Raw genomic sequence first — 20,515 nt, 5'->3', positions numbered from 1 at the left:
AGTACCAAGTGCTAAAATGGCGGTGAATAGCTTGAAATATACGAAAAAAGAAAGACAAAGGCTTTTATTAGAAACTCTAGATAAAAATCCTTTTATAACGGATGAAAATTTAGCATCTACCTTTAAAGTGAGTGTGCAAACTATTCGTTTGGATCGAATGGAGTTGTCCATTCCTGAGTTGCGTGAGAGAATTAAGTCTGTAGCTGCTCATAATTTTGAAGAAGAGGTTAAATCACTCCCAATCGATGAAGTGATTGGAGAAATTATAGATATAGATTTGGATAAGCAAGCAATATCCTTGTTGGATATAACACAAGACCATGTTTTTGCTAGAAATGGTATAGCTAGAGGACATCATCTATTTGCCCAAGCAAATTCATTGGCGGTCGCGGTCATTAACGATGAGCTGGCTTTAACGAGAAAATCCAACATTACATTTGTGCAGCCAGTGAAGGCTGGAGACCGAGTTATAGCAAAAGCTGTAGTTCTTTCCAGTGATCCTGAAAAAAATAGCACACTTATTAAAGTCACAAGCAAGGTAGAAAATGAAACAGTGTTTGTTGGCGAATTTAATATGTATCGAGAAACTATGACTTAAAAAAGGTGATTAAAAATGAAAATATCTATAGATGCAATGGGCGGAGATAACGCCCCTCATGAAATAGTTAAAGGGGTCTATGAAGCTTTAGAGGCTTTCGACGATCTAGAAATTATAATGTTTGGGGACGAGAATAAACTAGAAACGCTTGTAACTAAGCATGAACGCTTGAAGGTTGTCCATACAGATGAAGTGATTGAAGGAACAGATGAGCCAGTGCGTGCCATCCGTAGAAAGAAAAATTCCTCTATGGTCAAAATGGCAGAATCGGTCAAAAACGGTGAAGCGGATGCTTGTGTTTCTGCTGGTAACACAGGGGCACTGATGGCAGCGGGACTATTCATAGTCGGCAGAATTGACCAAGTAGATCGTCCGGCATTGGCTCCTACTCTACCAACTATTGATGGAAAAGGGTTTGTAATGCTTGATCTTGGTGCAAATGCAGATGCAAAGCCCGAACATTTGCAACAATTCGCAGTAATGGGAAGTGTCTATGCGGAGAAGGTTCGTGGGATTTCTAATCCGCGCGTTGGTCTTTTGAATATTGGAACGGAAGATAAAAAGGGAAATGAGCTAACGAAAGCCGCGTTTACACTTTTGAACGAGACCCCTGTTAATTTTATAGGCAATATAGAAGCTAGAGATTTATTGTATGGTGTGGCGGATGTCGTGGTAACAGACGGATTTACAGGCAATATGGTATTAAAAACGATTGAAGGTACAGCAGCAGGGATATTTACTTTATTAAAAGAAGCTTTTAATACTTCGACAAAAACTAAAATCTCAGCATTGCTTGTAAAGGATCAACTAAAAGTATTAAAAAATAAATTGGACTACTCAGAGTATGGTGGAGCAGGGCTTTTTGGCTTAAAGGCTCCTGTTATCAAGGCACATGGTTCTTCTAATGGACGTGCGGTATTCCATGCGATTAGACAAGCGCGAACAATGGTAGAAAATAATGTTTCCGACATTATCTACACAACATTACGAAAGGAATCCTCCAATGACTAAAATAGCTTTTATATTTCCAGGACAAGGTTCCCAGACGGTCGGGATGGGGCAACAGCTAATCGAAAGTAACAGTGAAAGAAAGAAATTTTATGAACTAGCAGATCAAAAGTTAGGGTTCTCCCTATCGGACATCATGTTGAATGGTCCAGCTGAGGAACTTACTAAAACTTATCACGCACAGCCGGCGTTACTAACAACAAGCATAATGATTGCAAAATCTCTGATTGACATAGGTATTACGCCAGATTATACTGCTGGTCATAGCTTAGGTGAATACTCTGCGTTAGTAGCATCTGGAGCACTTAGCTTTGAAGATGCAGTTTCGCTAGTTCACCAGCGTGGTCTTTATATGAATGAAGCTGTTCCGGCTGGAGAAGGGGCCATGGCTGCAATATTAGGCCTCGAAGCTTCTTTGTTAAAAGAGGTCACGCAGGAAGTTTCAAACAATGGAGATATAGTGCAAATTGCAAATCTTAACTGTCCTGGTCAAATTGTTATTTCAGGAACAGCGGCAGGAGTAGAAAAGGCTTCTGCTAAAGCGAAGGAGGTAGGTGCTAAAAGAGCAATCCCCTTAGCTGTAAGCGGGCCATTCCATTCCGAATTAATGAGACCAGCTGCACATAAACTAGATGCAGCAATTGATTCTATTAATCTTTCGGATGCAATACCTCCAGTTATTTCAAATGTTACAGCCTTGCCAGTAGAGAAGGCTGCAGATATGAAGGATCTATTAGTGGAGCAATTGTATTCTCCAGTCCGCTGGGAAGAGTCTATTCGACAAATGCTTGATCTTGGTGTGGATATATTTATCGAATGTGGCCCTGGTAAAGTATTAAGTGGTCTAGTCAAAAAAGTAGATCGCTCTGTTGCTACTTATTGTGTTTATGATGAGGCTTCCATGCAGCAAGCGATTACTGAAATAGGAGAGGTTATCAATGGGTAAATTAGATGGTAAATCCACAATTGTCACAGGTGCATCTCGAGGTATTGGTAAGGATATTGCTCTTTACCTAGCAAGCGAAGGAGCAAAGGTAGCGGTAAATTATAGTGGAAGCAAAGAAAAGGCAGAAGCCGTAGTGAAAGAAATTCAATCGCGCGGTGGTGAAGCCTTTGCTATTCAAGCAAATGTAGATCAAGCTGAGGATGTCCAAAACTTAGTCAATCAAACCATAGAAACCTTCGGCTCCATTGATATTTTAGTTAACAATGCTGGCATTACTCGTGATAATCTACTGATGCGTATGAAGGAGCAAGAGTGGGATGATGTTTTGAATACAAACCTAAAAGGTGTGTTTCTCTGTACGAAGGCTGTTACGAGACAAATGATGAAACAGCGCAAAGGGCGTATTATAAATATAACTTCAATTGTCGGGGTATCTGGAAATGCTGGACAAGCCAATTATGTAGCTGCAAAGGCGGGTGTAATAGGTTTAACAAAATCCTCTGCAAAGGAATTAGCTTCCCGTAATATTACAGTTAACTCAGTTGCTCCTGGTTTTATCACAACTGATATGACTGATGCTTTACCTGAAGATATCAAAAAACAAATGCTTAGCCAAATACCTTTGGCAAAATTCGGTAATCCTGAAGACATTGCTAACGCGGTAGCATTTTTAGCATCAGACGATGCTAGTTATATTACTGGGCAAACTATCCACGTCAATGGCGGCATGTATATGTAATGCCAGACGGAACTTAAGTAAGCACTATCTGATTTAGAATGTATTATATTTCATGTGAAATAGCCTTTCATAGACAAGAAGTTTTTTGTATAATCATTGAGGGGAGGTGACAAATGTGTCAACAGTTTTAGAACGTGTAACTAAAGTTATCGTAGATCGTCTTGGAGTAGACGAAAGCGAAGTAAAATTAGAAGCATCCTTCCGTGATGATTTAGGTGCCGACTCACTAGATGTAGTTGAGTTAGTAATGGAGCTTGAAGATGAGTTCGATATGGAGATTTCGGATGAAGATGCTGAGAATATTTCAACTGTGGGTAGCGCAGTTAGCTATATTGAAAGCAAACAAGGCTAATATTAAATAGTCACATTTTTATATAGTTGCTCTATATACGAAGGTGGATAAAGTTAAATAGCAACAGAGACGTTTTTTATTCTTCCGAATAAAAAGCGTCTCTATTTCTTTTTGCACATTGCTTTATAAACAGGTAAACTTAAACAGATAGATGTTAAGTAAGAAAGGCAGATCAGGATGAAAGTAAATAGAAAAAACAACCACCCTAAAAAAACGGGGTTCCCAGAAAGCGTTAAACAACAGTTCCAAAAATTTCAAAATCATTTTGAAATCCAATTCAATAATCCGACATTATTGTATCAAGCCTTTACCCATTCATCCTATGTGAATGAGCATCGACGTAAGTTTTTCACCGATAACGAACGCTTAGAGTTTCTTGGAGATGCCGTATTAGAATTATCGGTTTCTCAGTACCTATTTCAGCAATATGAGGTAATGAGTGAAGGTCAGCTTACTAAGCTTCGCGCAGCTATTGTATGCGAGCCTTCTTTAGTTGTATTTGCCAATGAATTAGGATTTGGTAAATATGTATTGCTTGGTAAAGGAGAAGAATTAACCGGCGGGCGTGAAAGACCGGCACTTTTAGCAGACGTGTTCGAAGCATTTATCGGTGCATTATATTTAGATCAGGGATTAGAGGTAGTCGTTTCTTTTCTAGAAAAGATTGTCTTTCCTAAAATCGAAGTCGGTGCTTTTTCGCATGTGATGGATTATAAAAGCCAGCTACAAGAAGTAATTCAACAAAAAAACAATGGTACACTTAGCTATGAAATTGTAGAGGAAAAAGGTCCGGCACATAACCGTACCTTTGTTTCACGTGTTATTTTAAATACTAAAGAACTTGGCGTCGGTATAGGACGTTCTAAGAAAGAGGCAGAGCAGCAAGCTGCCAGACTGGCGATACTCGCAATAAAGGATCAAGAACAGGAGGAATAATCGTTGTTCCTTAAGAGATTAGAAATTATTGGATTTAAATCATTTGCTGACAGAATTGGAATAGATTTCGTTCCAGGGGTAACAGCAGTGGTAGGTCCAAATGGTAGTGGGAAAAGTAATGTAACGGATGCTATCAGATGGGTACTAGGGGAACAGTCTGCAAAGTCGCTACGTGGAGCAAAGATGGAAGACGTAATCTTTGCAGGAAGTGATTCTAGAAAGGCATTAAACTTTGCAGAAGTAACCTTAATACTAGATAATTCTGATAATCGCGTCCCTCTTGATTTTGCTGAAATCAGCGTAACAAGAAGAGTTTATCGTTCTGGTGATAGTGAATATCTTCTGAACAAGCAACAGTGTAGATTGAAGGATATAACAGATTTATTTATGGATTCAGGACTTGGAAAAGAAGCGTTCTCTATTATTTCTCAGGGACGAGTGGATGAGATATTAAACAGTCGTCCAGAGGACAGAAGAACGATATTCGAGGAAACAGCAGGTGTTCTAAAATACAAGCAACGCAAGAAAAAAGCAGAATTCAAACTTATCGAAACCGATGACAATTTAAACCGAGTGCTCGATATTCTTCATGAGCTAGATGGACGAATGGAACCTCTGAAAATTCAATCCTCATTGGCTTCTGATTATTTAGAGATGTCTACGGAACTAAAGGATATTGAAATAGCGGTCATTGCTCATGATTTAAATCTTTTTAAGCAGGAAAGTGCAGAGCTACATAATCAACTTCAGCAAATAGACGAACAGAAGAAGCTTCTTCTAACGCAGGTTAGTGAGGCAGAAGCTGATATTCTTACTGTTAGAAGAATTATTGGTACAACTGATGAAAAGCTAGATAAAGATCAAGGGGAATTACTTGAAGTAAGCTCTGAGCTAGAACGTTTAGAGGGAAGAAAACTGCTACTTGCCGAGAAAAAACAGAATGCAAGTCAACAAATATCACAGCTTAAAAGAGCTTTGGAAGAAGAAAAGACCAAGCTGCAAACATTTGAAAAGCAATTGGAAGAAAACGTAGTATCCAGTTCTGAGAAAAAAATATTATTAAAAGAACTAAGAGCAAAGAAACTTCAAATAGACCATGTACTTAGCAAATCGGCCTCCGAAGTAGAAGAAGAAATCGAAAACTTGAAGGGCTCTTACATTGATTTGTTAAACGAAGAAGCAACGATGAAAAATGAAATGAAGCATATGGAACAGCAGCTTCAATTTGAACTAGTTTCTTCAGAAAAAATGGTAGAGGATTACCGTGAGATTAAAGAAGAGCTCGAAAAGCTTACAAATAGAAAAAAAGAGATAGAGAAGCAGCTAGAAAGTTGTCAAAAGAATTTGGCGCAAAAGGTGTTAGACTTTAAAACTAAACGAGAAACCTCTGATAAATTAGAGGCCTCCTATGAAGAACAACAGTCAATGCTTCAAAAAGCCTATCAAATGAAGCATCAAATGCAGGCAAGAAAAGACTCTTTGGAGGAGCTTGAGTCAGAGTTTTCCGGATATTTCCAAGGAGTTAAGGAAGTACTGATGGCTCGCGACAAAAAAGAACTAAAAGGGATTCATGGAGCAGTTGCGGAACTAATTCAGATTCCATCGGATTATATGAATGCAATTGATACGGCCATAGGCCAGCAATCGCAACATATTATTACAGATACAAGTCAAGATGCTCGACTGGCAATTGAGTGGTTGAAAAAGAAAAGGGTGGGAAGAGCTACCTTCCTTCCATTACAGGTTATGAAGTCTCGTAAATTAACGGAGCAAGCATTGGCCCCTATTAAACAGCATCCATCATTTGTAAATACTGCTGATATGCTAGTGAATTATAATCCTGATTATAAAATTATTATCGAAAGCCTGCTAGGAAATATCATTATAGCGACTGATCTAAAGGGTGCTAACGAAATGGCAGCCCGATTACAATATCGATATCGTTTTGTAACGTTAGATGGAGATGTAGTAAATGCTGGCGGTTCCTTGACTGGGGGTTCCGTGAAGCAGCAGTCATCCGTCTTTACTAGAAAAGCTGAGCTAGAACAATTGAATGACAAGCTAGTGGAGCTACAACAATCTGTTCTACAAGCCGAAAAATCCGTTTCCTTTAAAAGGCAACAGGTTCAGCAACTGAAAATAGAGCTAGAGGAAGCTCGTCTATCCGGAGAAGCATTGCGCGAGGAAGAGCATAAGCTTTTATCAGAAGACAGAGAATGTGTGGCAATTATTTCTCGGCTGACCAATCGATTATTAGAGTTTGACGAGGTGCAGACTGAAAAAAATCACCTACATGAGGATTTAGTCCGCAAAAAAGAACAAACAGCTAAACGTAGTGCAGAAATTAATGAATCATTAAATTCCATTCAGCAAACAATTGATCAATTGCAATTATTAAAACAACAGTCGATGCAGGAAAAAGACCAAGTACAAAATGAGCTTGGTGAACTTTTATCCTCTATTGCTGTAGTCAATGAACAAGTAAATCAGCAGGACAAAGAAAAGAAACAACTGGAACAAGAGATTCAAACTTGTTCACAAAAAATCGGTACATTAGAAAAAGAAATTAGCTGGTTTGAAAATGATGATCAGTCTGGACCGTCACCGGAAGAAATCAGTCAAATGATTATAAACTTTAAAGAGAAAAAAGATTATTTAATTGATCAAATCAAAACTGACAAAGAGAAAAGACTAGTACTTTCTCAAAAAGTTAATGATTCCGAAAATCATCTAAAGCAACTTCAGCAGCATGTAAATATATACGCCAATGATGAGCGTACATTAGAATTAAGGCTTGGAAAGCTAGAAGTAGAATCTAACTCGCTTCAAAATCAACTAGAAGAAACATATGAATTAACTTTAGAAGAAGCAAAACGAGATTACCCATTTAATATGGATGAGGAGCTTGCTCGTAAAAAGGTCAAATTGTTAAAGCGTTCTATTGAAGAGTTAGGTCCTATTAACTTAGGGTCTATACAAGAATTTGAACAAGTAAGTGAACGCCATTCTTTCTTGACTGAACAACGGGAAGATTTGCTTTCTGCTCAAGAGACACTTCATGAAGTCATTAAGGAAATGGATGAAGAAATGACCATCCGTTTCGAAACTACCTTTAATGAAATTCAAAGGAATTTTAAAGTGGTATTTAGACAATTATTTGGTGGAGGACAGGCAGACTTAGTGTTAACGGATCCTAGTTCAATGCTTGATACTGGTATAGATATCGTGGCGCAGCCACCAGGCAAAAAGCTCCAAAATCTTTCTCTCTTATCTGGTGGAGAGCGTGCGCTAACAGCTATTGCCTTATTATTTTCTATCCTGCACACACGTCCGGTTCCATTCTGTATTTTGGATGAGGTGGAGGCTGCACTGGATGAAGCTAATGTAACTCGCTATAGTGATTACTTGAAGAAATTTAGTCATGATACGCAGTTTATCGTTATTACTCATCGCAAGGGCACTATGGAGGGAGCGGATGTCCTGTATGGAATCACTATGCAGGAATCAGGAATATCCAAGCTCGTTTCTGTAAAATTAGAAGAAGAATTAGTAACTTAAAAGGAGTTTAACTATGAGCTTTTTTAAAAAAATGAAAGAAAAGATGTTAGGTTCTACACCAGAGGCGGAAGAAACAGTCTCCATTACCAATAAATTTAAAGAAGGTCTATCGAAAACACGAAATCAGTTTACTTCTAAAGTAAATGACTTAGTAGCAAAGTATCGTAAGGTCGATGAGGATTTCTTTGAGGAATTAGAAGAAATTTTACTTCAAGCAGATGTTGGATTTGAAACAGTAGTGGAGTTAATGGACAAACTCCGCTTTGAAGTTCAACGAAAAAACATCAAGGATACAGCTGGTATTCAATCGGTTATTTCAGAAAAATTGGTAGAAATTTATGAAGCTGGAGATAAAGATTTAACAGAGCTTCAGCTAGAAGAAGATGGGTTGACTGTTATTCTTTTTGTAGGAGTAAATGGAGTAGGAAAAACTACGACCATTGGCAAGCTTGCACATCGATTAAATAATGATGGCAAGAAAGTTATGCTTGCTGCTGGAGATACATTCCGTGCGGGCGCAATCGATCAGCTTCAGGTATGGGGAGATCGTGTAGGAGTTGAGGTTATTAAGCAGGCGGAAGGATCGGACCCTGCTGCTGTTATGTATGATGCAATTCGAGCTGCAAAGACAAGAAAGGCGGATGTCTTGATTTGTGACACTGCTGGTCGCCTACAAAATAAGGTCAATTTAATGAATGAATTAGAAAAGATCCATCGTGTCATTTCAAGAGAAGTACCAAATGCCCCTCATGAGGTATTATTAGCTCTAGATGCCACTACAGGTCAAAATGCGCTTGTTCAAGCTCAAACTTTCAAGGAAGCAACAAATGTTACCGGAATTGTTTTAACAAAGCTTGACGGCACGGCTAAGGGCGGTATAGTACTTGCCATTCGTAACAAACTGCATATTCCAGTTAAATTTGTTGGTCTGGGAGAGCAAATGGATGACCTTCAGCCTTTTGATGCAGAGAAATACGTATATGGATTATTTGCAGAAGGCTTAGAGTTAGAAGAAACAACAGAAGACAAGTAATTTTACTTGACAGTTAAAGACTCTGTTTATAAACTATAAGATGAACCATTACACATGGTAAGGAGAGATGGGCATGATTGAAAAAACAACTCGCATGAATTTTCTCTTCGATTTTTACCAGGCTTTATTGACAGATAAACAACGAAGCTATATGCAGCTTTATTATTTAGATGATTTATCACTTGGAGAGATTGCAGAAGAATATAATATCTCTAGACAGGCTGTTTATGATAATATTCGTCGCACTGAAGCAATGTTAGAAGAATATGAAGATAAATTAAATCTTCTATCTAAGTTTGAAAAACGACAAGAAACCATTAAACAGCTTTTACAAATAGCAAAAGATAAATCATCAGTAGAACTGACTCAACTCATTGAGCAATTAAAAGAATGGGATTAGGAGGCGAGCTTGCATGGCATTTGAAGGATTAGCTGAGCGTCTTCAAGGGACGATTCAGAAAATCAAAGGAAAAGGCAAAATTTCTGAGGCTGATGTCAAAGAGATGATGCGTGAGGTTCGCTATGCGTTATTGGAAGCGGACGTTAACTTAAAGGTAGTAAAAGAGTTCGTCAAAAATGTTTCAGAACGAGCTGTTGGTCAAGAGGTTATGAAAAGTCTAACTCCAGGTCAACAGGTCATTAAAATTGTAAAAGACGAATTGACCCAGTTGATGGGTGGAGAACAAAGTCAAATAGCTTTCTCTTCTAGACCACCAACTGTGATTATGATGGTGGGGCTTCAAGGTGCCGGTAAAACAACTACTACAGGTAAGCTAGCCAACGTACTTCGTAAAAAATACAATAAAAAACCTTTATTGATTGCTGCGGATATTTATCGTCCTGCTGCTGTTAAGCAGCTTGAAACAATTGGAAAACAGCTTTCTTTACCTGTTTTTCAACTTGGTACTGATATTTCACCAGTAGAAATAGTTAAAAAGGGTCTGGAGCATGCAAAAGAGGAGCATTATGACGTTGTGATCGTCGATACGGCTGGTCGCCTTCATATTGATGAGACTTTAATGCAAGAGCTTAAAGATATTCGCGCCTTAAAAGAACCAGATGAAGTATTCTTAGTAGTAGATGCAATGACAGGGCAGGATGCAGTCAATGTAGCTAATAATTTCAATGAATCGATTGGAATAACTGGGGTAGTTCTTACAAAGTTAGATGGGGATACTCGAGGCGGAGCAGCTCTTTCCATACGTTCAATCACTCAAAAACCGATTAAATTCGTCGGAATGGGAGAAAAAATGGATGCTCTGGAGCCGTTCCATCCAGAGCGCATGGCTTCTCGGATTTTAGGCATGGGCGATATGATGTCTCTAATTGAAAAAGCACAAGCGAATGTGGATGAAGAAAAGGCGAAGGAATTGGAAGAAAAATTCCGTACGCAGTCTTTTACATTCGATGACTTTTTAGAGCAGCTTAGCCAAGTTAAACAAATGGGTCCACTAGATGAAATTTTAAAAATGCTTCCAGGAGCAAATAAAATTAAAGGGTTGGAAAATGCAAAGGTCGATGAGAAGCAAATGGATCGTGTAGAAGCGATTATATACTCTATGACTACGCAAGAGAAGACGAATCCTGAGATTATTAATGGACCAAGAAAGAAAAGAATTGCTAAAGGGTCTGGAACAACAATTCAAGATATTAACAGACTTTTGAAGCAATTTGAAGACATGAAAAAAATGATGAAGCAAATGACTAATATGCAACAAAAAGGAAAGAAAAAGATGAAAATGCCTGGTTTTGACTCTCTTTTCAAGTAAATTTCCTAGAAAAAAATAAGGTGTTAAGAAAAAACACTTTACAAACAATTAAAACCTTGATAATATACTATCTTGTGTGAAACTATTCGGAGGTGCAATAAAAATGGCAGTTAAAATTCGTTTAAAACGTATGGGAGCAAAAAAATCTCCTTTCTATCGTATTGTAGTAGCAGACTCTCGCTCACCACGTGACGGTCGTCAAATTGAAACAGTAGGTACTTACAACCCACTTACTAAACCAGCAGAAGTTAAAATTAACGAAGAATTAGCGTTAAAATGGCTTCAAGATGGTGCAAAACCATCTGATACAGTACGTAACTTGTTCTCTGAACAAGGTATTATGGAAAAATTCCATAACGCAAAACTCGGCAAATAATCGGAGGGGACATTGTGAAGCAGCTGATCGAAGCAATCGTTAAACCATTAGTTGATTATCCGGACAAAGTTCAGGTGGAAAAGGAAGAAAGTGCAAACCGTATAGTTTACAAACTTTCTGTACATCCTGAAGATATGGGAAAAGTAATTGGCAAACAAGGAAGAGTAGCTAAATCTATTCGTACTATTGTTTACTCAGCAGCAGGCAGTCACCAAAAGAAAACATATGTCGACATATTAGATTAACTTCATTTTATAATGAAGCTAATACCACTAGCGAATATATTTTGCTTTAGGTAAATGTAATATTAAGAAGAGGGAGAACAATTTGTTCTTCCTTTTTTGATAGGAGGAAATATATTATATGGAATGGTACAATGTTGGAAAAATCGTCAATACCCATGGGATTTGGGGAGAGGTACGTGTCATTTCTACTACAGACTTTCCGGACGAGCGTTATCAGGTAGGAAATGAACTTGGACTTTTTAAGACAGATGGCTCTAAGCCGATTATCGTAAAGATTACAAGTCACAGAAAGCATAAAAACTTTGATTTGCTAACTTTTGAAGGTTATACATTGCTTAAGGATGTGGAAGCTTTCCGTGATGCGACATTGAAAGTATCAGAGAAATATCTGACAGAGTTAGACGAAAATGAATATTACTACCACGAAATTATTGACTGTACAGTTATTTCTACTGAAGGAGAAACAATCGGAACAGTTACTGAAATTCTACAAACGGGTGCGAACGACGTTTGGACAGTGCAACCTTCTAAAGGAAAGGCGCACTACATCCCTTACATTGAGGATGTAGTGAAGAAAATAGATGTGGACAAGAAGGAAATCACGATTGAAGTGCTAGAAGGTTTATTATCATGATGAAAATTCATATTCTTTCGCTATTTCCAGAAATGTTTACAGGTGTATTTAACTCATCTATTTTGAAAAAAGCGCAAGAGAAGAATGAAGTATCTATTGATGTAGTAAATTTCAGAGAGTATTCAGGAAACAAACATCATCAGGTGGATGATTATCCTTATGGTGGTGGAGCAGGTATGGTATTAAAGCCAGAGCCTATTTTTAATGCAGTAGAAGCTCTTCCTCCAAGTACTAATGGGAAAAGAAGAATTATATTGCTATGTCCCCAAGGAGAGCGTTTTAACCAGCAAAAAGCAGAGGAATTAGCGAAGGAAGAGGAGCTTGTTTTTATATGCGGTCATTATGAAGGATATGATGAGCGTATCAGAGAGCATTTAGTGACAGACGAAATTTCGATTGGCGATTTTGTTTTGACAGGTGGAGAATTAGCAGCAATGACAGTAGTGGATAGCGTTGTGAGATTACTGCCAAATGTTCTCGGTAAGGCTGCATCTCATGAACAGGACTCTTTCTCGACCGGACTTCTTGAGCATCCTCATTATACACGTCCAGTAGAATATCGTGGATATAAGGTACCTGATGTTTTATTGTCAGGTAATCATGCTGCTATAGATAAATGGAGAAGAGATCAGTCCTTAAAACGGACGTTCGATAGAAGAAATGATCTACTAGAGAATGCTGATTTAACTGAAGCAGAAAAACAAATGCTTCAATCTATCAAAGGGTTATAAATTATGATTGCATATTGCTAGTAGGTATGATATATTTTACTATGTGCTTTTATGTAAAGTACTGATTTTGGGTGTTCCGCTGCAACAGGTAATGTGTGTAAGAGCATTCTATATAAGGAGAGAAAATGATGCAAAACATTATTTCAGAAATCACAAAAGAACAATTACGTACGGATCTTCCAACTTTCCGTCCTGGTGACACAGTACGAGTACACGTTAAGGTTGTTGAGGGAACTCGCGAACGTATCCAAATGTACGAAGGTGTTGTAATCAAACGTCGTGGAGGCGGAATTAGCGAAACTTTTACAGTTCGTAAAATCTCTTCCGGTGTTGGTGTAGAACGTACTTTCCCAGTACACACACCAAAAATTGCAAACTTAGAAGTTATTCGTCGTGGTAAAGTTCGTCGTGCTAAATTGTACTACCTACGTGAACTACGCGGTAAAGCTGCTCGTATTAAAGAGCGTCGCTAATAGTGTAAGTAAGGCAGAAATGCCTAATGTAAATGTTGTAGTGGAAGTGAACTCACTTTTGCTACAACATTTTTTACTTTTAGGAATTTATAGTCTAGGTGTTTTATTAATCTAATATATAATTCTTGCGTTTTAGGGCATATATAATTAAATAGCTTTTAAAACTATGTCAAAAAACGCATTCATTTACCTCTGTTTGTTGTAATTACAATAATGGAGTACATAGTTCTAAATTTAAAATGACTTAAGCATTAAATTTATGAGAATTTATTATTGTCGATGGAAATCTTTTTGCCTCTCTAACATTTTCCTTGTACAATATAAAGAGTATATAAAGGGGGCAAATGAATGAGACAAGCACAAAAAGAAAAGAAGAATGAGTTATGGGAATGGTCAAAAGCACTTTTAATTGCTTTTGGACTAGCGGCAATAATTCGCCTCTTTTTGTTTACCCCTATAATTGTGGACGGAGAATCAATGATGCCGACCTTAGAAAACGGGGATAGTATGCTAGTTAACAAAATTGGTTATATAGTTGGTGAGCCAAAACGATTTGACATTGTTGTATTTCATGCTCCTGAGCAGAAAAATTATATTAAACGTGTAATTGGACTACCTGGTGATCATGTTGAATACAAAAATGACCAACTTTACATTAATGGTAAAGAAGTATCTGAACCCTATTTAGACCAGTATAAGGATGATATAACTGAGGGAACACTAACCGATGACTTTACTCTTGAAAGTATAACTGGGGATAAAGAAATTCCGGAAGGTTATGTTTTCGTAATGGGAGACAACCGCAGATATAGTAAAGATAGTCGAATGATTGGTTTAATTGAAATTGATGAAATTATAGGAAAAACAAACTTTGTTTTTTGGCCAATTGGTGAGGTTGGCTTTGTTAAATAAGCATTTACGAAAGTAAGGAGGTAATTACCTCTTCCGGCTATTTTGACGAATTAGCTGAGTGCTTCAAGAAGGAGGTGCGATATGACGATACAATGGTTTCCAGGTCATATGGCCAAAGCGAGAAGAGAAGTTACCGAAAACCTAAAGCTAGTAGATATTATATTTGAATTAATTGATGCACGTTTGCCTTTGTCTTCAAGAAATCCAATGTTAGACGAGGTAGTCCATCAAAAGACAAGGCTACTTATTTTAAACAAAATGGATATGGCAGACGATACTCAAACAAAAAAATGGATAGCGTATTTTGAATCAAAAGGGCATCCTACAGTAGCGATAAACTCTTTAGAAGGAAAAGGTCTACAAACTGTTTTTAAGGCCTCTAAAGAGCTTTTAAAGCCTAAATGGGACCGTATGAAAGAGCGTGGGATTAAACCGAGAGCTATTAGAGCCATGATAGTGGGTATTCCGAACGTAGGGAAATCCACATTGATTAATCGATTCGCTAAAAAGAACATTGCTAAAACTGGAAATACTCCAGGTGTAACAAAAAGACAGCAATGGATTAAGGTTGAGAAGGAAATAGAGCTGCTGGATACTCCGGGTATTTTATGGCCGAAATTTGAAGACCAAGAAATAGGTTACAAGTTAGCTCTTACTGGCGCTATCAAGGATGCGGTCATAAATATGGAAGACTTGGCGATATATGGACTGCGCTTTTTGGAGAGCCATTATCCGAGAAGAATGGAAGAACGATATAAAGTTACAACAGTGAGTGAAGACCTAGTGGAAACCTTTGATCATATCGGGAAGCTAAGAAGATGCTATGGACCCGGTGGAGAGGTTGACTACGATCAGGTTGCTGAGTTAATTGTTCGTGATATTAGAAATCAGCAATTAGGAAAGCTAACTTTTGACTTTGTAAATGAATATGAGTGAAAAATTTTACCCTTTTTACCTTTTGGTAAAGAGGGTTTTCTCGATTTATAATATTTTTAGCCGATACATATATAAATTGAAAGAAAGATGAAGTGAATAAAATGCTACGTTTACAGGAATTAAAAGAAAAATTAAACTTTGCAGATGGTACAGAATCGTGGATGAAAGAATTAGAACAGGATCCAAGGGCAGGGGCGCAGAAGTTATTAGGAAGCTGGAAAAGAAAACAGCTAATTCAGCAACTAGAAAGAGAAGCGCATATAGAGAAAGTAATGTTTGATAAGAGTTTTGACATTAACCAAAGTGGACTCATTGCAGGAGTAGATGAGGCAGGCAGAGGGCCATTAGCGGGCCCAGTTGTCACTGCCGCTGTGATTTTAAACGACAATACAGATAGCTTAATTGGCCTAAATGACTCTAAGCAGGTTTCTAGGGTTAAAAGAAACGAACTAGCTATGAAGATTAAAGAAAATGCTATAAGCTATTATGTACATTTTCAACCTGTTGAAAAAATTGATGAGTTAAATATTTATGAAGCAACGAAGCAATCGATGGTTGAAGCTGTCTATAACCTAAAAAAACAACCTGCTGTTGTATTAGTAGATGCTATGAAGTTGCCAATAGAAATAGAGAATCATTCCATAATTAAAGGCGATGCACAAAGCTTAGCGATTGCAGCGGCTTCCATTCTTGCCAAGACGGCAAGAGATGAATATATGGACGAACTTCATGAAAAGTTTCCTGTCTATCTATTTAACAAGCATGCTGGTTATGGAACGAAAGAACATATTGAAATGATTATGCAGCATGGTCCAACCGTGCACCACCGTAAAACTTTTGAACCGATTAAAACTTTATTGAGCGAGGTGAAACTATGACTGGATCCTCTTTTTCATCTATTCAAGCGCATATGCCAAACGCCATTTCTTCGAAAATGCCAATGACTATGAAAGATGGACAAGTAGTACATGGTACTATTAAGAAGCTTTTCCCAAATCAAACAGCAGAAGTTCAAATAGGTAATCAAAAGATTATTGCTAAGCTAGAGACTCCTTTGAAGGCAGGAGATGCTCACTTTTTTCAAGTAACTAAATCCGAACCTGAAGTACAGTTGAAAGTAGTCGCAGGTCCCTTAGGCGGAAACACAGCAGTGCAACAGGCACAGCAACTGCTACAGGCGATGAACCTGAACAAGTCTAGTGAACTACAAGCAATTGTTCAGTTTTTTATAAAAGAACAAATTCCTATTTCCAAGGAATTGCTATTACAGGCAGAACAGCTGATCAAGCAACTTCCTGCCAATATTTCTGTAAGAGAAGGATTGGAAGCAATTCAAAAAATGATAGACTTGAAGGTTCCTTTGACATCAAATATGTTTGAAACAATATTGAGTGGGAAATCTACTGATGGTTTTTCTTCCTTAATTGCTAACATGAAAAATGTATTACAACAGGATCAAATACTCTCTCCCTCCTCTAAAACACTTATTCTTCAAAGTCTACAGAAGGTAGGAGAACCTTTTAACATGCCCGTGGCAGGTGCTATTTTAGGTAAACAGCTGGAAATACTTCAAAATTTACAGCTTCCTACAAGCACCCGACTACCAATATTACAACAGTTGAAAAATGCTGCTATTTTACCTTCAGAAGCTACATTAAATAATCCTGTGCCAACTTCAAGCAAGCAGGCACTAACACAAACAGCGGGTGAAATAGTTAGTAAATTAATACAACCTAATATAGAAAATAGAGGTGGGGCTATAGAGCAAGTGCGTCAATGGATTCAAGCTCAGCCTTTGCTTACAGCAACACAAAAGGATCAAATTTTAGCAACCTTGAAAAATGGGGAAGTTAGTCCGAATGTTGTAGCACAATCCTTGGTAAAAGTTTTTTCAGAGCAAAGTCAACAAGCTATTTTTATGAGGGACTTAAATGGGTTTACGCCTAAAGATCACTTAGTTTCTTTGTTAGGAAAAGGTTCTTCAAATGAAATGATTAACCAATCCTTAGACCAAGTAAGCCTATTAAGTAAGGACTTATCCTTTGCTACTCAGAGAAATCATGCAGAGCAAGCAGTGCTAAGTCAATTAGATGGCAAGGCTTTTGAACACGCGATGAAAGAAGTATTAAAATCTCTTGGCTTTAGCTATGAGGGGAGTCTTGGAAGTGAAAAAGAAAATGTTAGACAACTAGCAAACCAGTTAAAGCCACAACTTGTTGAGCTACTGCAAATGTCTAATTTACCTAATGTCATTAGAGAAGGAGCAGAATCAATTCTTGGAAGAATGAATGGCTTGCAGCTCCTTTCTGGAGAAAATGGTCCACAGCATCAGTTACTAATGCAAATTCCGTTAGAATTTTTAGGCAAACGAATGGATGCGACATTAGAATGGAATGGAAGAATGAAGGAAGACGGGAAGATAGATTCAGAATTTGCAAGAATCATGTTCTATCTTCAATTAGACTCTCTAAAGGAAACGGTTGTTGATATGCAAGTTCAAAACAAGATTGTCACTATTAATGTCTTCAATGATGATCAAACGATTGGTATGATTGCTAATCAGTTTAAAGCTTCACTCAAGGATGGTCTCGCTTCCACAGGGTATCAATTATCTGGAGTTTTCGTAAAAACATTTGATGAACAAAAATCTAATGCGCTATGGAAACAAAAAAACACTTCTATAGAGCAAGGAGTGGATATACGAATATGACAGAGGGGAAGTTCGTCAGAAAAGAAGCAGTTGCTTTAACTTATAAACCAGGGAACAATGAAGCTCCAACAGTTGTAGCAAAGGGAAAAGGGAAGATCGCTGAGAACATATTAGAAAAAGCTAAAGAGCACTCAGTACCTATACAGGAGGATGCTAGCCTAGTGGAGCTCCTTGGACAACTAGATATTAATCAATCTATTCCAGAAGAGTTATACCAAGCAGTTGCTGAAGTTTTTGCATTTATATATAAGGTGGATAAAGAAAAGGGCAAAGTATAATATTTTTTCCTTTTTCGACATCTATTTTGAATATTCTATGTTTTTAAGAATCATTAGACTTTTGTGGACAAGTTGTGACAGCTTTATTACAATGATAGAGGTAGCAGATTAGTGACATTAGTTTGAGGGAGGATGTATAAATGAATATCCATGAATATCAAGGTAAACAGCTCCTTAGACAATATGGCGTAGCAGTTTCTAATGGAATCGTTGCTTTCTCACCAGAAGAAGCGGTGAAGGCAGCTAAAGAATTAGGCTCTGACGTTATTGTTGTAAAAGCGCAAATCCACGCAGGTGGACGTGGTAAAGCTGGTGGAGTTAAAATTGCAAAAAATTTGGACGAAGTACGTGAATATGCTAAAGAACTTTTAGGCAAAGTTCTAGTTACTCACCAAACAGGACCAGAAGGTAAAGAGATTAAACGTCTACTTATCGAAGAAGGTAGCAAAATTAAAAAAGAATATTATGTAGGCTTAGTATTAGACCGTGCAACTTCACGTGTAACATTAATGGGCTCTGAAGAGGGCGGTATGGACATCGAGGAAGTAGCAGCAAATTCTCCAGAAAAATTATTTTATGAAGAAATTGATCCTGTTATAGGATTAACTGGATTCCAAGCTCGTCGTATGGCATTCAACATGAATATTCCAGCGAAACTTGTGAACAAAGCAGCTAAATTTATGCTTGGTCTATACCAAGTATACAAAGAAAAAGATGCATCTATCGTTGAGATTAACCCATTAGTAGTAACTGAGGACGACAATGTTTTAGCGTTAGACGCAAAATTTAACTTTGACAGTAATGCATTGTACCGTCATAAAGACATTTTAGAACTTCGTGATTTCGATGAAGAGGATCCAAAAGAAATCGAAGCATCTAAATATGACTTAAGCTATATTTCTTTAGATGGGAATATCGGATGTATGGTTAACGGAGCAGGTTTAGCTATGGCAACTATGGATACAATTAGCTACTATGGCGGCTCACCCGCTAACTTCCTGGACGTTGGGGGCGGTGCTACAGCTGAGAAAGTAACTGAAGCATTCAAAATTATCTTAGCTGATCCAAACGTTAAAGGTATTTTCGTAAATATTTTTGGTGGAATTATGAAATGTGACGTTATTGCTGAGGGTGTTATCATCGCGGCAAAAGAAGTTGGACTTCAAGTACCACTAGTAGTTCGTTTAGAAGGAACTAATGTAGATTTAGGTAAAAAATTATTAAATGAATCAGGCTTAAACATTGTTGCGGCAGATTCAATGGCAGACGGTGCTCAAAAAATCGTTAATCTTGTAGGATAAGAAAGGCAGGGACATAAAATGAGCGTATATATTAATAAAGATACTAAAGTAATTGTTCAAGGAATTACGGGCTCAACTGCTCTTTTCCATACAAAACAAATGCTAGAATATGGTACAAAAATCGTTGCTGGGGTTACTCCTGGTAAAGGTGGAACAGAAGTAGAAGGCGTACCTGTATTCAATACAGTAACTGACGCTGTAAAAGCTACAGGTGCTAATGTATCTGTAATTTATGTACCAGCACCATTTGCTGCTGATGCGATTATGGAAGCTGTTGACGCTGAGCTAGATATGGCTATTTGTATTACAGAACATATTCCAGTTTTAGACATGGTAAATGTGAAGCGCTATATGGAAGGTAAGAAAACACGTTTAGTGGGACCAAACTGCCCAGGTGTTATCACTGCTGATGAGTGTAAAATTGGTATTATGCCAGGATATATTCATACAAAAGGTCATGTAGGAGTTGTTTCACGCTCTGGTACTTTAACATACGAAGCTGTTCATCAACTAACTCAAGAAGGCATTGGTCAAACTACTGCCGTTGGTATTGGTGGAGACCCAGTAAACGGCACAAACTTTATCGATGTATTAAAAGAATTTAATGAAGATGAAGATACTTATGCAGTTGTTATGATCGGAGAAATCGGTGGTACTGCTGAAGAAGAGGCTGCTGAATGGATTAAAGCTAACATGAAAAAACCAGTAGTTGGATTTATCGGTGGACAAACTGCACCTCCAGGTAAACGTATGGGTCATGCTGGAGCAATTATCTCTGGTGGCCAAGGTACAGCAGAAGGTAAGATTAAAGCAATGGAAGCAGCTGGCATGAAAGTAGCGGCTACACCATCTGTAATCGGTGAGACTTTAATCGAAGCTATTAAAGAAGCTGGAATTTACGACGCTTGTAAAACACATTAATAATATTTGTGCGGCTCATCAATGATGGGCCGTGCTTTTTAATAAAAATTAAAACAGCT

General features: G+C 37.8%; 22 protein-coding genes. All 22 read left to right on the top strand.

Annotated elements, in window-relative coordinates:
- Positions 1-31 precede the first annotated feature (31 nt).
- The 22 genes from fapR to sucD all read left to right on the top strand — a co-directional run bounded on the left by fapR (position 32) and on the right by sucD (position 20,456).
- Positions 32-598, top strand: coding sequence for a transcription factor FapR (fapR, locus tag H9650_RS01280; protein WP_144538022.1), 567 nt, complete (start codon positions 32-34; stop codon positions 596-598).
- 15 nt (positions 599-613) lie between these two features.
- Positions 614-1,609, top strand: coding sequence for a phosphate acyltransferase PlsX (gene plsX, locus H9650_RS01275; RefSeq protein WP_151110585.1), 996 nt, complete (start codon positions 614-616; stop codon positions 1,607-1,609).
- On the top strand, positions 1,602-2,552 hold the full coding sequence (gene fabD, locus H9650_RS01270) for an ACP S-malonyltransferase (protein WP_144538024.1): 951 nt from the start codon (positions 1,602-1,604) through the stop codon (positions 2,550-2,552). The genes plsX and fabD overlap by 8 nt, the downstream gene beginning before the upstream one ends.
- Complete coding sequence (gene fabG, locus H9650_RS01265; protein ID WP_151110583.1) at positions 2,545-3,291, top strand: 3-oxoacyl-[acyl-carrier-protein] reductase; 747 nt, start codon at positions 2,545-2,547, stop codon at positions 3,289-3,291. Before fabD ends, fabG begins: the two co-directional genes overlap by 8 nt.
- A 115-nt stretch (positions 3,292-3,406) precedes the next feature.
- Positions 3,407-3,643 (top strand): acyl carrier protein, encoded by a 237-nt coding sequence (acpP, locus tag H9650_RS01260; protein ID WP_093263354.1) that lies wholly within the window; start codon positions 3,407-3,409, stop codon positions 3,641-3,643.
- 177 nt (positions 3,644-3,820) lie between these two features.
- Positions 3,821-4,579, top strand: a complete 759-nt coding sequence (rnc, locus tag H9650_RS01255; protein WP_151110581.1) for a ribonuclease III — start codon at positions 3,821-3,823, stop codon at positions 4,577-4,579.
- 3 nt (positions 4,580-4,582) lie between these two features.
- Positions 4,583-8,137 carry a chromosome segregation protein SMC gene (gene smc, locus H9650_RS01250; RefSeq protein WP_191696391.1) on the top strand — a complete coding sequence of 1,185 codons (3,555 nt, stop codon included), beginning with the start codon at positions 4,583-4,585 and terminating at the stop codon, positions 8,135-8,137.
- A 13-nt stretch (positions 8,138-8,150) separates the two neighbouring features.
- On the top strand, positions 8,151-9,170 hold the full coding sequence (gene ftsY / locus H9650_RS01245; protein ID WP_151110576.1) for a signal recognition particle-docking protein FtsY: 1,020 nt from the start codon (positions 8,151-8,153) through the stop codon (positions 9,168-9,170).
- A gap of 73 nt (positions 9,171-9,243) precedes the next feature.
- Positions 9,244-9,570, top strand: coding sequence for a putative DNA-binding protein (locus H9650_RS01240; RefSeq protein ID WP_144538029.1), 327 nt, complete (start codon positions 9,244-9,246; stop codon positions 9,568-9,570).
- 13 nt (positions 9,571-9,583) lie between these two features.
- Positions 9,584-10,939, top strand: a complete 1,356-nt coding sequence (ffh, locus tag H9650_RS01235) for a signal recognition particle protein (RefSeq protein WP_151110574.1) — start codon at positions 9,584-9,586, stop codon at positions 10,937-10,939.
- 103 nt (positions 10,940-11,042) lie between these two features.
- Positions 11,043-11,315 (top strand): 30S ribosomal protein S16, encoded by a 273-nt coding sequence (rpsP, locus tag H9650_RS01230; protein WP_053590001.1) that lies wholly within the window; start codon positions 11,043-11,045, stop codon positions 11,313-11,315.
- Between the two features lie 14 nt (positions 11,316-11,329).
- On the top strand, positions 11,330-11,560 hold the full coding sequence (locus H9650_RS01225) for a KH domain-containing protein (protein ID WP_144538031.1): 231 nt from the start codon (positions 11,330-11,332) through the stop codon (positions 11,558-11,560).
- 118 nt (positions 11,561-11,678) lie between these two features.
- On the top strand, positions 11,679-12,194 hold the full coding sequence (rimM, locus tag H9650_RS01220; RefSeq protein ID WP_191696390.1) for a ribosome maturation factor RimM: 516 nt from the start codon (positions 11,679-11,681) through the stop codon (positions 12,192-12,194).
- Positions 12,194-12,925, top strand: coding sequence for a tRNA (guanosine(37)-N1)-methyltransferase TrmD (gene trmD, locus H9650_RS01215; protein WP_144538250.1), 732 nt, complete (start codon positions 12,194-12,196; stop codon positions 12,923-12,925). The genes rimM and trmD overlap by 1 nt, the downstream gene beginning before the upstream one ends.
- 128 nt (positions 12,926-13,053) lie before the next feature.
- The gene (rplS, locus tag H9650_RS01210; protein ID WP_144538033.1) at positions 13,054-13,398 is read left to right on the top strand and encodes a 50S ribosomal protein L19; all 345 of its coding nucleotides are present in this window, start codon (positions 13,054-13,056) and stop codon (positions 13,396-13,398) included.
- Positions 13,399-13,746: 348 nt separating this feature from the next.
- Entirely contained in the window at positions 13,747-14,310 is a 564-nt protein-coding gene (gene lepB, locus H9650_RS01205; protein ID WP_144538034.1) for a signal peptidase I, read from the top strand.
- A gap of 81 nt (positions 14,311-14,391) precedes the next feature.
- Complete coding sequence (gene ylqF / locus H9650_RS01200; protein WP_144538035.1) at positions 14,392-15,246, top strand: ribosome biogenesis GTPase YlqF; 855 nt, start codon at positions 14,392-14,394, stop codon at positions 15,244-15,246.
- Between the two features lie 101 nt (positions 15,247-15,347).
- A complete protein-coding gene (locus tag H9650_RS01195; RefSeq protein ID WP_144538251.1) occupies positions 15,348-16,124 on the top strand; it encodes a ribonuclease HII in 777 nt (258 codons plus the stop codon).
- Positions 16,121-17,956: a hypothetical protein gene (locus H9650_RS01190; protein ID WP_191696389.1), complete on the top strand. Its 1,836-nt coding sequence runs from the start codon at positions 16,121-16,123 to the stop codon at positions 17,954-17,956. The genes H9650_RS01195 and H9650_RS01190 overlap by 4 nt, the downstream gene beginning before the upstream one ends.
- A complete protein-coding gene (locus H9650_RS01185; RefSeq protein ID WP_144538037.1) occupies positions 17,953-18,234 on the top strand; it encodes an EscU/YscU/HrcU family type III secretion system export apparatus switch protein in 282 nt (93 codons plus the stop codon). Before H9650_RS01190 ends, H9650_RS01185 begins: the two co-directional genes overlap by 4 nt.
- Positions 18,235-18,374: 140 nt before the next feature.
- Positions 18,375-19,535 (top strand): ADP-forming succinate--CoA ligase subunit beta, encoded by a 1,161-nt coding sequence (gene sucC / locus H9650_RS01180; protein ID WP_151110564.1) that lies wholly within the window; start codon positions 18,375-18,377, stop codon positions 19,533-19,535.
- A gap of 18 nt (positions 19,536-19,553) precedes the next feature.
- Entirely contained in the window at positions 19,554-20,456 is a 903-nt protein-coding gene (gene sucD / locus H9650_RS01175) for a succinate--CoA ligase subunit alpha (protein ID WP_144538039.1), read from the top strand.
- Positions 20,457-20,515 lie beyond the last annotated feature (59 nt).

The sequence above is a fragment of the Psychrobacillus faecigallinarum genome (assembly GCF_014836595.1).
In the GTDB taxonomy this organism is placed as follows: Bacteria; Bacillota; Bacilli; order Bacillales_A; family Planococcaceae; genus Psychrobacillus; species Psychrobacillus faecigallinarum.
This window is presented reverse-complemented; position numbering and strand designations above follow the sequence as displayed.